Source organism: Pyrococcus sp. (assembly GCF_030153625.1).
Classification (GTDB): domain Archaea; phylum Methanobacteriota_B; class Thermococci; order Thermococcales; family Thermococcaceae; genus Pyrococcus; species Pyrococcus furiosus.
This window is the reverse complement of record NZ_JASKLM010000021.1, coordinates 18,335-31,775: the sequence shown is the minus strand read 5'-3', so window position 1 is coordinate 31,775 and position 13,441 is coordinate 18,335. Positions and strand designations below refer to the sequence as shown.

Annotated in this window: 17 protein-coding genes and 3 pseudogenes; 7 read left to right on the top strand and 13 right to left on the bottom strand. The window is 42.6% G+C overall.

Translation table 11 applies throughout. The annotated features are described in order from the left end of the window. A partial coding sequence (locus PWP39_RS05070; protein ID WP_288072972.1) for an alpha/beta fold hydrolase occupies positions 1-463 on the top strand: 463 nt, incomplete at its 5' end. On the opposite strand, the gene PWP39_RS05065 is transcribed toward PWP39_RS05070, so the two are convergent. Continuing rightward, positions 460-915, bottom strand: a complete 456-nt coding sequence (locus tag PWP39_RS05065; protein WP_288072976.1) for a peroxiredoxin — start codon at positions 913-915, stop codon at positions 460-462. The genes PWP39_RS05070 and PWP39_RS05065 overlap by 4 nt on opposite strands. A gap of 231 nt (positions 916-1,146) precedes the next feature. Between PWP39_RS05065 and PWP39_RS05060 the strand changes: the two genes are divergently transcribed. Genes PWP39_RS05060 through PWP39_RS05045 form a run of 4 tightly spaced genes read left to right on the top strand, consistent with a single transcriptional unit; the run spans position 1,147 to position 4,566 of the window. Beyond that, a complete protein-coding gene (locus tag PWP39_RS05060; RefSeq protein ID WP_288072970.1) occupies positions 1,147-1,908 on the top strand; it encodes an ABC transporter ATP-binding protein in 762 nt (253 codons plus the stop codon). Then, a complete protein-coding gene (locus PWP39_RS05055) occupies positions 1,905-3,371 on the top strand; it encodes a permease-like membrane multi-spanning protein (protein WP_288072968.1) in 1,467 nt (488 codons plus the stop codon). Before PWP39_RS05060 ends, PWP39_RS05055 begins: the two co-directional genes overlap by 4 nt. A 10-nt stretch (positions 3,372-3,381) precedes the next feature. Continuing rightward, positions 3,382-3,714: a tRNA-binding protein Pbp11 gene (gene pbp11, locus PWP39_RS05050; protein ID WP_288072966.1), complete on the top strand. Its 333-nt coding sequence runs from the start codon at positions 3,382-3,384 to the stop codon at positions 3,712-3,714. A gap of 9 nt (positions 3,715-3,723) precedes the next feature. Continuing rightward, on the top strand, positions 3,724-4,566 hold the full coding sequence (locus PWP39_RS05045; protein ID WP_288072965.1) for a TatD family hydrolase: 843 nt from the start codon (positions 3,724-3,726) through the stop codon (positions 4,564-4,566). Here PWP39_RS05045 and PWP39_RS05040 read toward each other — a convergent pair. The 5 genes and pseudogenes from PWP39_RS05040 to PWP39_RS05020 all read right to left on the bottom strand — a co-directional run bounded on the left by PWP39_RS05040 (position 4,560) and on the right by PWP39_RS05020 (position 7,332). Beyond that, on the bottom strand, positions 4,560-5,306 hold the full coding sequence (locus tag PWP39_RS05040; RefSeq protein ID WP_288072964.1) for an ABC transporter ATP-binding protein: 747 nt from the start codon (positions 5,304-5,306) through the stop codon (positions 4,560-4,562). The genes PWP39_RS05045 and PWP39_RS05040 overlap by 7 nt on opposite strands. After that, positions 5,303-5,437 (bottom strand): annotated as a pseudogene (locus tag PWP39_RS05035) (iron chelate uptake ABC transporter family permease subunit); the annotation flags it as partial. The gene PWP39_RS05040 and the pseudogene PWP39_RS05035, both read right to left, overlap by 4 nt. 223 nt (positions 5,438-5,660) lie before the next feature. Then, positions 5,661-6,374, bottom strand: a complete 714-nt coding sequence (locus PWP39_RS05030) for a cytochrome c biogenesis CcdA family protein (RefSeq protein ID WP_288072963.1) — start codon at positions 6,372-6,374, stop codon at positions 5,661-5,663. Positions 6,375-6,429: 55 nt separating this feature from the next. Further along, positions 6,430-6,819 (bottom strand): methyltransferase RsmF C-terminal domain-like protein, encoded by a 390-nt coding sequence (locus tag PWP39_RS05025; protein WP_288072974.1) that lies wholly within the window; start codon positions 6,817-6,819, stop codon positions 6,430-6,432. A 9-nt stretch (positions 6,820-6,828) separates the two neighbouring features. Then, on the bottom strand, positions 6,829-7,332 hold the full coding sequence (locus tag PWP39_RS05020; protein ID WP_288072961.1) for a hypothetical protein: 504 nt from the start codon (positions 7,330-7,332) through the stop codon (positions 6,829-6,831). A 48-nt stretch (positions 7,333-7,380) separates the two neighbouring features. On the opposite strand from PWP39_RS05020, the gene truA reads away from it, so the two are divergent. After that, on the top strand, positions 7,381-8,181 hold the full coding sequence (truA, locus tag PWP39_RS05015; RefSeq protein ID WP_288072959.1) for a tRNA pseudouridine(38-40) synthase TruA: 801 nt from the start codon (positions 7,381-7,383) through the stop codon (positions 8,179-8,181). Positions 8,182-8,211: 30 nt separating this feature from the next. Then, positions 8,212-8,418, top strand: coding sequence for a hypothetical protein (locus PWP39_RS09735; RefSeq protein WP_081420787.1), 207 nt, complete (start codon positions 8,212-8,214; stop codon positions 8,416-8,418). An 8-nt stretch (positions 8,419-8,426) separates the two neighbouring features. Here the strand turns inward: PWP39_RS09735 and PWP39_RS05010 are convergent. From PWP39_RS05010 to PWP39_RS04980, 7 genes and pseudogenes are all read right to left on the bottom strand, one after another. After that, positions 8,427-9,009: pseudogene (locus PWP39_RS05010) on the bottom strand (HD domain-containing protein); the annotation flags it as partial. 34 nt (positions 9,010-9,043) lie between these two features. Continuing rightward, positions 9,044-9,961 (bottom strand): ABC transporter ATP-binding protein, encoded by a 918-nt coding sequence (locus PWP39_RS05005; RefSeq protein ID WP_014835279.1) that lies wholly within the window; start codon positions 9,959-9,961, stop codon positions 9,044-9,046. An 11-nt stretch (positions 9,962-9,972) separates the two neighbouring features. Further along, complete coding sequence (locus PWP39_RS05000; protein ID WP_011012058.1) at positions 9,973-10,779, bottom strand: ABC transporter permease; 807 nt, start codon at positions 10,777-10,779, stop codon at positions 9,973-9,975. Next, positions 10,766-11,248: a hypothetical protein gene (locus PWP39_RS04995; protein WP_011012059.1), complete on the bottom strand. Its 483-nt coding sequence runs from the start codon at positions 11,246-11,248 to the stop codon at positions 10,766-10,768. Before PWP39_RS04995 ends, PWP39_RS05000 begins: the two co-directional genes overlap by 14 nt. Beyond that, a complete protein-coding gene (locus PWP39_RS04990; RefSeq protein ID WP_011012060.1) occupies positions 11,245-11,673 on the bottom strand; it encodes a hypothetical protein in 429 nt (142 codons plus the stop codon). The genes PWP39_RS04995 and PWP39_RS04990 overlap by 4 nt, the downstream gene beginning before the upstream one ends. Then, positions 11,670-12,573, bottom strand: a pseudogene (locus tag PWP39_RS04985) (radical SAM protein). The gene PWP39_RS04990 and the pseudogene PWP39_RS04985 overlap by 4 nt, the downstream one beginning before the upstream one ends. 261 nt (positions 12,574-12,834) lie before the next feature. Then, entirely contained in the window at positions 12,835-13,062 is a 228-nt protein-coding gene (locus PWP39_RS04980; RefSeq protein WP_011012062.1) for a hypothetical protein, read from the bottom strand. Positions 13,063-13,441 lie beyond the last annotated feature (379 nt).

Below are 13,441 nucleotides of genomic sequence, written 5' to 3'. Positions count from 1 at the left end.
CGCTCCTGCGTGGAGTCCGAGGGAACCCTCCACGCTCCAGCGCATCCTTTACTCCCTCCCTCTCACAGAGAAGTTCTTCCCGCTCTTCATCCGCTCCTCAGTGGGAAGACTTGAGGATGTGCTTGAAAACGCGTGGTACAACCAGAGCAAGCTGACCGACGAAGTTAGGGAGGGCTATAAGGCGCCTCTAAAGGTCAAAGACTGGGACAAGGGGCTTTTCTGGGTGATGAAGTACTCAAGCTTCCCGGACATCGCTGGGGAACTGAAGAATCTTGAAGTTCCAGCATTCATAGTCCACTGCAGGGAGGACAGAATAGTTCCCCTTGAAAGCGGGAAGAAGCTTGCTGAGGTTCTTCCCAACGCAGAGCTGGTTGTTATGGAGGAATGCGGCCACTTGCCCCACGAAGAAAAGCCGGAGAAGCTCTTGGAAGTTTTTGAAGAGTTTTTGGAAAAGGAAAGCTAACCAATCAGCTCTTTAATGGTCTCAAGAACCTTGGCCGCGTGTCCCTTTGCCCTTACGTTTATCTTCTTCCAGACAATCTCCCCCTCTGGATTAAGGATGAACGTGCTCCTTATCGCCCCCTCGTACTCCTTCCCATATCTCTTCTTCTTGCCCCATGCACCGAGAGCCTTGTGAAGCTCCGCATTCGGATCGCTAAGGAGTTTGACCCTGAGGTTATACTTCTCCTTAAAACTTCTATGGCTCTTGGGAGAATCGCGGGAAACACCTATGACCTGGACGCTGAGCTTCTCAAACTCTTTAATCAGCTCACTGAACTCTTTTGCCTCAGTTGTACATCCGGGCGTATTGTCCTTTGGGTAGAAGTAGAGTACCGTCCACTTTCCGAGGACGAAGTCCTTTAAGGGCTTTTCCTCACCGTTCTCATCGAGCACTTTTATCTCCAGATAGTTCACGATTATCACCAAGTTAGTTGGGCTTTCCCAATATTTAAGCTTTCTATAGCCCCTAGATATCATGGTATTCAATGAGGGCTTATCGGAGTATTTGGGATTGACATGAAGTACAATAACAATGTTTGGGTAATGGAGAAGGAGAGTGAGATTCTATTCTAGCATGTTTTAATTTTAATATTCTTCGAAAATGTTTTTATCATTAAGAATGTTTTAAAGATTTGGTGGGGTAATTTGATAGAGGTTGAAGGGTTAAAGAAGAGGTTTGGCTCAACTGAAGTTCTCCATGGAATAACGTTCACTGTAAACAATGGGGAGATTTATGGACTGCTTGGCCCCAATGGAAGTGGGAAGTCAACCACAATGAAAATTCTCTCTGGAATTATACCCCCCACGGAGGGAAAGGTTATAGTTGAAGGGATCGATGTTACTAAGAATCCAATAGAGGTAAAGAAGATAGTGGGTTATGTTCCTGAAACGCCAGCTTTGTATGAAAGCCTAACCCCAGCGGAGTTCTTCAGCTTCATTGGGAGCATTAGAAGAATCCCCAAGGATGTACTTCAAGAGAGAGTGGAGAGGCTAGTCAACGCCTTCGGAATACAAGAGTACATGAATCAGCTTATCGGAACTTTGAGCTTCGGAACTAAGCAGAAAGTTTCCCTAATCTCCTCCCTCTTGCATGATCCCAGGGTTTTGATTCTTGACGAAGCTATGAACGGGCTCGATCCGAAGAGTGCCAGGATTTTCAGAGAACTACTCTTGGAATTCAAGAAGGAGGGGAAAGTTATAGTATTCTCAACCCATGTGTTGGCCCTCGCTGAGCTAATATGTGATAGGGTGGGAGTAATGTACAATGGCAATATAATTGCTGAGGGAAGCATTGAGGAGTTAAAAGAGATGGCCAAAGAGAAGACATTGGAGGATGTTTTCCTCAAGCTTACCCAGGCAAAGGAGGAAGTTGTGCACATAGTTTCAGCGCTGAAGGAGGCCCTATGATGATGTGGGAGATAATAAAGACAATTTACAGAGAGGTCCACTTCAGCATGATAAAGGAAAACCCTTCCATAATGAATGATCCAAAGAAGCTTAAGAGCTCACTAAAGCACTCTGCAAATATAAAGTGGGGAGTGTTTTTGCAAAGCATTTCTTATCTCTTCTTTGGATTGATGATCGCAATTTCAATTCTCTACTCTGAAGATGAGCTACAAAAGGCGATATTCTTCTCTTCCTACCTTATTATTCCCTTCATTCTAACCCTATATTCAACGGCCCTTGCAACTGCCTATTTGCTGTCAAGTAAAGCTGTTGAGCCTCTAAAACCTCTGCCCTTGCGAAATTTAAACTTTATAGTTTCTCTAACCCTACTCGTTGAAAATCTTCCAGCCCTTGTATTTCTAATACCAGCATCTTTAGCATTGGGCAATCCCATTGCCTCACTCCTGGGAATACTCTGGATATTCTCTGCGATACTAATGGGTCACTCTTTGGCACTATTCCTCCAGATAAAGTTCAGCGGAGTTCACGTGGGGAAGAGAAGCGTTATAAAAACTTTGGCAAAGGTCACGGGGTTTTTGCTCATCGCCGGTATTTACTTTGTAATTCAAGCTCTTATGAGAGTCTTAGAGAAGAATATCGAGATTATAGCTCCAATTTTCAGAAAGTACTTCGTAGCTTTTCCCTTTGCGGCCAGCACTGTTTATGAACCTTCTAAGAGCCTAGTTCTCTTAGCTGTGTACACGTTTCCATTTTTAGCCCTGTACTTTTACGATTTGAAGAAGCTTGGTGAGGTCTTAGGTGGAATAAAGACTTATGGAAGAGTCACCACAAAGTATGAGCTCACGGTAACAAACCCGATAATAGCAATATTCAGGAAGGACTATAGAATTGTATTCAGGAAAAACCCCTACCTGGGAACGTTTCTCTCTCCACTCCTGATGAGCATATACTTCATATACAACTTAGCAAAAGAGGGATTTCCCGCAATGATGACGCTCTTTTCAATAATGGGAATTTCGGTGCTTGGATTAGTCATGCTTGATCCAGCATTTGCCATGGACAGGGAAGCCTTCGCCTTTCTATCCTCTCTACCTATTAAGAGGAGAGAGTACCTCTTGGGAAAAATGCTCACAGTGTCTCTCAGTCCTTTAACTTTCTCAACGATACTAGTTTTGCTGAGCTACGCATTTAATGGAATTGAAGCCCTTTTCTTAATCCCCTTTTTAGCCTCTCCGTTCTTATATTCTTCCATTGGAATCCTTTACGTTAAGCACAAGATGAAAGATGATAGAATTGAGCTCCCAGTCTTCAAGTTTTATGATGGCATAGTTATACTCGCACTTTCCATAGTCCCCTTCGTAATAGTTGCAATCCCAATTTTTCTCCTGGGAATCCCCAAAGGATACTTAGTTTCTGGAGCAGTTGTACTATTGGGAGCTTTAATATTGAGTAAGCTTATATGAGGTGGTGAGCGTGGGTTTGTTTGACTTTCTAAAGAAAAAGAAGGGAAGGGAAGAAGAGAAAGAAAAAATTGAAATACTATCCAAGAACCCCTCAGGAAAGGTAGTTGTTGAGGAAGTGGTCAACGTTATGGGGAGGGAAGTAATAATTGGGACTGTTGAGAGCGGAATGATAGGAGTTGGCTTTAAAGTTAAAGGGCCATCGGGAGTTGGAGGGGTTGTTAGAATTGAGAGGAACAGAGAGAAAGTTGAATTCGCAATAGCTGGCGATGAAATTGCTATGGCTATAGATGGAAAAATTGGAAAGGTTAAGAAGGGTGATGTGCTTGAAGTGTACCAAACTTAGGTGGTGGGGATGATAATCCTGGACAATCACTTCCACGTTGACCCAAATCATGGATTGTTTTTGGAAGCTGTCAAGCAGTTTCAAAGGGCCGGGGGAACTCACCTAATTGTGGTGTACAAGAGTGCTCACGATTACGGCTTTCCTGGACTTAAAGCAGAAGACTTCATGAAGGCCATGGACTTCCACATAGAGCTGGTTGAGAAAATCAACAAGGAAACCCAGGTGAAAGCTTATGCTGTGGTGGGCGTTCATCCTGCGGAGTTCGATTACTTGGCAAGGAACAAGGGGCTTGAATTTGCAAAGAACGAGGTGATGAAGGCCCTTGAATATGCCCAGAAGTTGTGCCTAGAAGGGAAAGCGGTGGGAATAGGTGAGGTTGGAAGGCCTCACTATGAAGTTTCCCAGGAGATATGGGAGGCGAGCATAGAGATAATGAAGTATGCCATGGAGCTAGCTAAAGACGCTGATTGTGCAGTACAACTTCACACGGAGAGCTTTAACGAGGAGAAGTTTAGAGAGCTTGGGAAGTACATTAAAGAAGTTGGCATAAAACCCCACAAAGTTGTTAAACACTTCTCTCCACCTCTTGTGAAGGTTGCCGAAGAAGTTGGAGTTTTTCCGAGCATAATAGCCAGTAGGAAGAACATAGAAGAGGCAATAAAGCAAGGTAATAGGTTCCTCATGGAGACTGACTACATAGATGACAAAAGAAGGCCTGGGGCTGTCTTGGGGCCAAAAACCGTTCCCAGGAGGACAAAGGAGTTCCTCCAGAAAGGGCTATTTACCGAAGAAGATGTCTACAAGATTCACGTCGAGAATCCGAGGAAAGTATATGGGATAGAGATTCAGTAAAATTGGCAGAACTTAAAGCCCGAAGGAGTCTCAAAGATTTCAGCCTTTACGTTAAATGTTTCCTCGAGTATTTCTTGACTTATCTTTTTTGTTTCAACTATTCCAACTAATTCTCCATTCTTCATGAACATCAGCTTCTCTGCAAATCTTAAGGCTAGATTCACGTCATGCATAACCGTCACTATTGTTTTCCCCTCCTGGGACAACTTCTTCAGCAAGTTCATTAGGTCAACGTGACTCCTGGGATCTAGATTGTTCGTTGGTTCATCCAGCAGTATTATTGACGACTCCTGAGCTAGAGCTTTAGCTATAGCGACCTTTTGGAGTTCTCCTCCGCTCAACGTTCTTGTTGGCCTTCCTGCTAAGTGCTCAATTTTAAGGATTTTAAGGGCCCTTTCTACCGCTTTTATATCCTCTTTACTCGGTACGATTCTCCTATAAGGCCTTCTACCTAGAAGAACCATGTCAAACACTCTCAGAAAGTTGGGCTCAACTCTTTGAGGGACATAAGCTATCGTCTTTGCTAATTCTCTCCTTGAGTATTCATGAAGTTTTCTTCCCCAGATCTCTATCTCGCCCTTACACTTTAGTATACCTACTAAGCACCTTAGCAGAGTCGATTTTCCGGCCCCGTTTGGGCAAAGTATTGCTAGAAATTCTCCTTCTTTAACTTCAAATGTTATGTCTTTTAATATCTCCTTTCCATTGTAGGAAAATGACAAGTTTCTCACCCTGGTCATTTCGCTCCCTCCATCTTGAGGAGCAGGTATAGGAAGAGTGGAGCTCCCAGAAAGGAAGCAACAACTCCAACAGGCAATATAGAGGGAGAAATTATGAGTCTCGCTAGAGTGTCTGCCAACAGTAGGACTATTATTGGACTGTCTCGTTTTCTAGATTCAATTTGTCTCAAATTCTCAAACTGCTTGGCCAATTCCTCGTAGACTGGTTTTCCTACGAGGAATGTGTAAATTTCATCTTACTTCAAGGATCCCTTCTTGGGTCTTAGGTGGTATTCCCTCCTGGGATAGATTATTGTAAGCCTATATGTTCTGGGAGATTTTCTAGATAATTATTTCAAAAAGAGGACCTTGAAACTAAAGCAAAACCCAGAGTCCAATTCCTATGAGCAATATTCCCGCAATTACAGAAAGCTCCCTTGAGTGCCTCACCATAGCTTGAGAGAATTCTTTACTCTCTCTTAAGCTCCCCATTGCGAATAGGATTACAAAGAGAGGGAACACGAAAACCAAATTATACAAGCCCAACAAAACGTATGCCAACGCTTTCATCTTTGAAACTATAGTTGCATAGACAACGTAGGGCCCCATTGAGCAGGGGAGAAGGGTCGTGGAGACCGTGAGTCCAAGGATTATCCCTCCAACTATTGTGGCCTCAGTAGAAAATGCTAACTTTCTCAGCTTTCCCTTTCCAACCGTCCTAGACTTTTCTAAGATCCCGGTTACAATCTCGTACAATCCAAAGGCTATGGCAAGGTATCCTGCCCAGGTCACTGGGATTTTTCCAGTTATTATCATTAGGCCAACTCCAAGAGTGTAATAGGAGAGGTAAACAGCAAAGATGAAGGATAGTCCAATAACATATATCGCCCTCTTTGGCAGGTTCTTAACGGAGAGGGCTATCAAGAAGATCGTGTAAACAACAAATGTACACGGGTTTATTGAATCTACAATTGCCAAGGTAAAGAACTGGGGTATGAAGCTAGCTAATCCCAGGAGGCCGAGAATTAGAGAGCTTAATCCAAAGGATATGAGGACAATGAGGAGGAGATACTTCGCTTCTTTCTTCATCAAAAAGATGAAGGTCGGGGAATTTATATGCCTATCCAAAACCTAAAGTTTCCAACTAGACGTTGAGCCTTCTCTCCTTTGGGACGTAATTCTTAACTACACCATTTACCAGCTTCCCTCCACCTAGCCAGAAGTTTCTCCACTTGAGTATAACCCACCTGTTGCCCTCTTCGGGAACTTCTATATCCTCCCCCCTCATCCACCTTCTCGCCCTTTCATCGTCAACCTCAATCACGTTCTTTGTTGCCTTTGGCCCAATTATGAATGCTCCCTCAATGGTTAGTCTTATTCCATCGCTCTCTATCTTTCCAAAATATACTCCTTCATGACCCTTCTCTTCAATTCCACAACTTTTGTATGCGTATATCCTCTTTCCTCTGACTTCGAAGATTATATCTTCTGGGGCGTAGCCGTACTGCTCTATCAAAGCTTTTCTCACGTCCACTTTCATCACCTAAATGTACTTCATTAAAGTGCTCAATGCCCACTCAAAAGCGTCTCTATCCTCCACATCAACTACATGGTCAAGGTATTGGAGGGATCTTAGATTTATAACAATGTACGCTTCTCCCCTTTCTAAGCCTAGATCATAGGCGTCGTAGTAAACTCTCTCCTCTCCAAGGCTTTCATTCATGAGGTCAACAAAGTACTTAATATCCTCCACACTCAACTCGTCCCACTTGCTCTCCATCTCGTCGAAAAATCTCTCCAGGGTAAATATCTTCTCAACTGGAAGGTTTAGACTTCCCCTTACCATCTGGAACTCTCCAACTCTGAAGATCTTAATTCCCTCGTCATCTTGAATTCCAATGGTGTCCCATAGAATTATCCCCTCTATGACGTCTCCTCCTCCATACCTGCTTGAGAGCTCGCTGAAGACATCAAACACTGCCTGCATCTCGTCAATAAACTCTTCCTCATTATCAAACCTCACTATCCTACTCACGCTACCCCTCATCTCTCCTCATCCCGTGAAGTTATAAAGGGAGCACACTCATTTTTAAATATGAGGGTTGCCCTTAAAATAGCCTACGATGGAACTAAGTTTCATGGCTTTCAGAGGCAGCCAAATGTAAGGACCATAGAGGGGGAAATTTTAAGGGCTTTGAGTGATGCTGGCATCGAGTTTGAAAATTTCAAGAGTGCATCAAGGACTGACAGGGGAGTAAGTGCAAGGGGAAACGTCATTGCTTTATCAACGGAAGATGAGAGGATAAAGAATCCCATGGTTTTAAATTCTAGAATGTCTGATGTGTGGATCTGGGGAATAGCTGAGGTTCCTGAGGACTTCCATCCCAGATTTTGGGCCAATACCAAAGTTTATAGATACTATCTCCCCTCCCTGGGCATGAATATTAAGAAGATGAAAGAATGCTCCCTTCTCTTCCTGGGAACTCATGACTTCTCCGCATTCTCAAGGGTGGATGGGAGAGACACAATTAGGAGCATAGATAGGATTGAAATCTGGGAGAAATGCAATGTTGTTGTAGTGGAGATTGAGGGTAAGAGCTTTCTGTGGGAGATGGTTAGGAGAATAGTTTCAGCCCTAGTTCTTTGTTCCCAGGGGGTATTGGCAGAAGAAAGAATTGTAGAAATGCTCAATGGAAAGTTTGAAAAAAGCAGAAAGGTTCCGCCTGCACCTCCCGAAGGGTTATTGCTTTGGGATATTAAGTATGAGAATGTCGAGTTCCAAATTGACAATGCGTCACTGAAAAAGTTCCAGAGAGAAATTGTAGAGAGATTTAAGCTACACGCTTCTCTTTCCGCACTTTATGAAGATTTAATATTAAATGAACAAAAAATATAAACTCCGTAGTCCAGGAAGATGCGGTGGGTAGTGGATGAGAAAAGTAATCTCAAACGGACATTCATATGCGATCCCAAAAAGGCTTTCCAAGTCGAAAAGAATCTAATAAACGCCTACTCAATTGCCTATAAAATGCTAGGTGGTATGCATAAAGTTAGAATTGTCAAAAGCATGCCCTCCATAAAGTTTCCAGATGGGAGAATGGCTGAGGAAGTTGAGAATCTTCAGACATTTTAATTTCTTCATATGGCGAGGGCCGAAACCGGCGTGGATGTCTACTTTATCCTTCTTGTGGACGAGCCTACTCCTTCCCTCCTCCATGTCGCATCCATCCGCCATGGTTACCAGCGATCCCTCGATGGTCGTGCAGGGGACGGCCTCGTCGTGGGTGTAGATGGCGCTCAGTGTGAGGGCCTTGAGGAGGAGTGAGTCTTCCTTTTCGAACTCCGAAACAAGCTTTTCTATTATCGGCTCGGCCAGGAAGACGCTGAACTGGTAGTGCGGGCTTCTGTGTATCATGTTGCCGATGTCGTGGAAGAGCGCGCCAAAGGCGACGATAAACTTACTCCAGCGGAAGGGCTTTCCGAGCTTTTCAGCGGTCGTCTGGATGCCGAACTTCTTGAGTATCCTGAGGAGCTCAAGGGCCCTCCTCGTCGTCAGAAGAACGTGGATAGATCCGTGGTCGTTGAAGTTGTAGACGTTGAGGACGATATAGTTAGTTGTGTCGAAGTAGTAGTGGTACTCCCTAAAGGCTCTCTCGTACATCTCAAAGAGCTCGCCACCGAGGAGTTCCCTAATCTCACCCATCAGTTCTTCCTCTGCGTACATTCCAACCCCCCACCGGGTGGAGAAGAGAGGGGTTTTAAATATTTGGAGGGCTAATATCAACAAAATCTCTATAGAACCTTTCTACGGGTGACTCCTTTGGCCTTGCCTCGTACACGGTAATATCATGCGTAAGTAGAATCTTTAGGATTGCAGGAACCTCTTTGTGGTAGTTGGAAACTCTAACTACTACCCCAGACTGTTCAATGCTGACATCATACCCCAGATTGGTGAGCACTTCCATTGCTCTCGTCTTGTCAGTTACTCTAAACACCACTAGGATGTTATTGACGCTTCCAGCGAGTTCTTCAAGTTCTCTTTCCAATATAATCCTTCCTTCGTTGATAAACGCAACCTTACAGTTTACGTCCTCGAAATACTGAAGTTCACTTAAGATATGGGTAGAAAAAAGGATAATTTTATCGTTCTCAATCATTTTCTTTATTTCGTCCCTCAATCTCAAGACTGTGGACATGTCCAAGTTGCTGAAGGGCTCATCAAAAATGATAACTTCTGGGTCATGGAGAAGTGCCCTGGCAAGCGCAAGTTTTTTTCTCATTCCTCTACTTAGATAACCCGCTGGACTATTTTTGTATTTTTCAAGTCCAAATTCTTTTAAGACCACATCAATCTTCCCCCTGTCCACATCGTAGATCTTCGCAAAGAATAAGAGGTTTTTATACACACTAATATTGGGATATACCCTCTCACCCTCTGGCAAATAACCCAGCTTTCTTTTTGCCAGTTCTGGCTCCCTGTTCAGGTCAATGCCCTCTATAATGACTCTCCCTTTGGAAAGTGGGATGACACCTGAGACAGCTCTAAAAGTGGTGGTTTTTCCTGAACCATTAGGTCCAAGTAGCACATAGAGTTCTCCTTTTTTTACAGTAAAGCTTATGTCATTTATTACATTGTTCTTCCCATATCCTGCAGAGATATTTTCAACTTCAAGCATAGGAACCACCTTTAGTTTATTATGAATGAATAGCGATTTATGAGCCTTCTAGACAGGCACACCAGGATTATTGAAACTACCAAGCTGGTTAGCCCGATTATCTGCACAATGGAAAAAAACTTCTGCGGTGGAACCTTACTTGCCAATAAAAAGAGCAATAATGGCATAATACCGACTAATCCTCCCAGCTTAATCTGAGTTGCGTCTTTAGCCCTTACACTAAGGGTGAGGCCAATAGGTATAGCAAAAAGAAGCATTGATATTGACATAGCGACCGTCAAAAACATATAGCCCAGTGTAGGCGTCCATAGTCTTCCCACATGCTGTATGAAAACATACTGGATTGAGGCGACATTAATTAAAATCCCTGATAGCATTGTGAGGGTTCCAGCGATGATACTTGCAATGATCTTTCCTAGGATTATCTCACTCTCACTTAAGGGAGAAGCAAAAAGCACTTCCATTGTCTTATTTATCCTTTCGAAAGCAAAGGATGCTACTATAGCGTTATATGTTGAAATAAACGAAAATATCTGGATAACCATTGGTATTTGGACTATGAGGGTGGCAATTGTTATAGCGTCGTCCCCCAGAACTTGAAGCAGGCTTTCTGTTATTCCAAACAGCTGGGGATTGGAAGTTATCTGTTTGTATGCAAGGGCCCTTGATTGAGGCGTGATGTACTGTGAGCTAGTAACAATTACAAAGCTCAGCACAAATACCATTGAAACCGCGGGAAGAATAATGGAGTAGAGGGTCTCTCTGCTTCCAAAATACGTCCAGAACTCTTTTAATATTACTGTTTTAATCTTTGTCATACACATGCCCCCGAAGGCTTATTGTACCTCTCACCTCACCAAGTCCCACCAGTATCTTTTTGCCGTTGTTTGTTTCAATAAGTACTCCTTTTGTACCAACACAACATGCCCAAACGTTATCTCCCCTTACTGTCCTGAAAGTTCCAACTTTGATGTTTTTAGTGTCTATACCAACTCCGTATGTCCTTCCGATGAGGAATGCGTTTACATCGACAATGTCCATTTTAGAGGCCCTTACCTTCTTGTTTCCGAGCAAGGTCTTAATTACAATATTATGCTCGTCTAGGACATTAACAGATAGGGGACACGAAACAACAACTTTTAACATCCAGAGCACTAGTACTATTAATGCTACAAAAAGCGGAAGATCCAAAGCCGAAAGGCCCCCATCCAAGACTATCAGAACTCCAACAACGAAGAAAAGACAGGTACCTATAACTATCATCATCACGAGACTTGAAGCCTTCATTGGCGCGGCCCCCTCTTTTGATTAGAGATCTCCATAATAACGTCTACTATATTTATCTTCTTGCTCTTCTTGCTGGTATCTTCAAGGTAAACGAATCCATTTATAAAAAGCCAGGTCATTGCCCTTAGGATATCACTCTCCAGCTGTTTTTCATCGATAGAGGGGAATCTCTGCTTGAGGGTTCTTATTAAAGTCTCGAAGGTACACCCCTTGGGATTTTTGGTCATAACGTATATTTCGGCAAGAGTTGGATTCATTACACATATTTTCCCAGTAATTGGATTGAATGTTATAATCCGTCCGTCATTTTCTCTCCTCCACTTCACTCTTTTGTCTTGTTTTACTTTCATTTTTTTGATGTTTTTTAGTATCTCTGTTATATTTTTCACAATTTGAGGATCTACATGGATCTCTTCCTCTTTCATATTAACACGCTCCTTATTTTTCTGGAAAGTTCTAATTGTTGATCCGTGGAAATTCTACTCAAATCTATATACTTCCTCCCATTTTTTCTAGTCAATCCAACATTATTCAATTTCACGAAGTCTTTCTCCGTCTTTAAATATGAGGATACTGTTAATAGGACTGGATTCTGTTTCCAAATCTCCCTAAGTTCGGGCCAGAGAGCTTCAATCCCATCAGTTACATGCCCATATGCAAAGTTAAGGTAGGGGGTAGGGAGAATGTATCCTTCAGCGCTTATTGTTATGACGACAGAATTAAGATATGGCCCAAGGACTATATGCTCTGTTGGATCTCCGAAGTTAACTTTTATTGTGAAGTTCTCTATGTTATCGTAAATCCACTGCAATAACTCTTTGTATTGGCTTTCTGAAGGAGCTAATTTAATATGTGCCTCAGTCTCAGGAACAAAGTACATAGATCTAACTTCAAACACTCCCAATTTTGATGCCAACTCAACTACATTGGGAAAGTCTCGGATGTTAATACGAGTTGCACAAAATGCAACGGATGTATTTATCCCATAGTCTATGAGTCTTTTTATTGAATTAATTGCTCTGTGAAATATTCCATTTCCTCTTAGTCTGTCCATGATTTCAGGTTTTGATCCATCCAACGAAACCTGCACACTTCCAATATTTAACTCAGAGAGCTTTTTGACGAATTCTTCAGTGATTAAGGTACCATTAGTCACAAAATTAACTGGAATGCCTGCATCATTTGCATATTCTATGATTCTAAAGAATTCTGTGTAGGACAGGTTCTCCACCGCACAAACATATTCCGAGAGTTTCCAATTTTGCAAGTTCATCAATCGCTCTCAGGACAATTTCGGTTGGCAGTTCTGGAGCAGATTTTCTCAAAGGAGCAGATACATAGCAGTATGGACATTTAAGATTGCACTTGTATGTTATGTCGATTGCAGCGAATACGGGACCTTTTATCCCATCAAGCCAAGATTTAAGTGCTCTTCTTGCTTTTACATACTTGTCCCATTTTTCAAGGAAACCTGGAAGTTGAGCAGCCCTAAGAGGCTCTTTTAAATTTTTTTTTTAGAATTATCTGAAGTAATCCTTCACTGGCCACGTAAAGATCATTAAGGTGAGGTAATGTTTCCATAGGCTTTAAACCCCCTTCACACCGAGCTTTCGGGGATCATAAAGCTCAAAGATTTCCTTAGCTACCTTGATGGCCACTAATATAGCGGCCACTGCTACCCAGACTGCCGCAAAATACGCGTATCCAACGGCATTTAATATAGCCCCCCAGTTAACTCCAAACACATCATTAACTCCAAAAAACGTATCTGCTGGAATCCCAATGTCTCCTCCTACAGGTGGTATATATTCCATGATACCACCTCCATAGATTTTTCTACTCAGACTTTGAATTTAATTATAATTTAACTTTTTTTTAAACAATAGGTTCCAAACAATAAGTTTAAATTTATAATTAAGACCCGGTGGTTACCTTGGAAAGGGATTATAGTTTATGCACAATTATGGAATCGGCTTAAATTTATAATCCACAAGTTGAGTACTGGGAGACAATGATGAAATTTTGGGTTATCCCTGAACTAGTCGGGGAGCAGCTATATTGCTTACGTTCCAACCTGCCGGGATGCGTGAGTCCGGGGGGCTAAAAAAAGGAACATTAAAAAGACTTTAGAGCTTCACCTTAAAGTTGCGGAGGAGCTGAAACTAAATGAACAATGCTCGAGATAAAGCACCA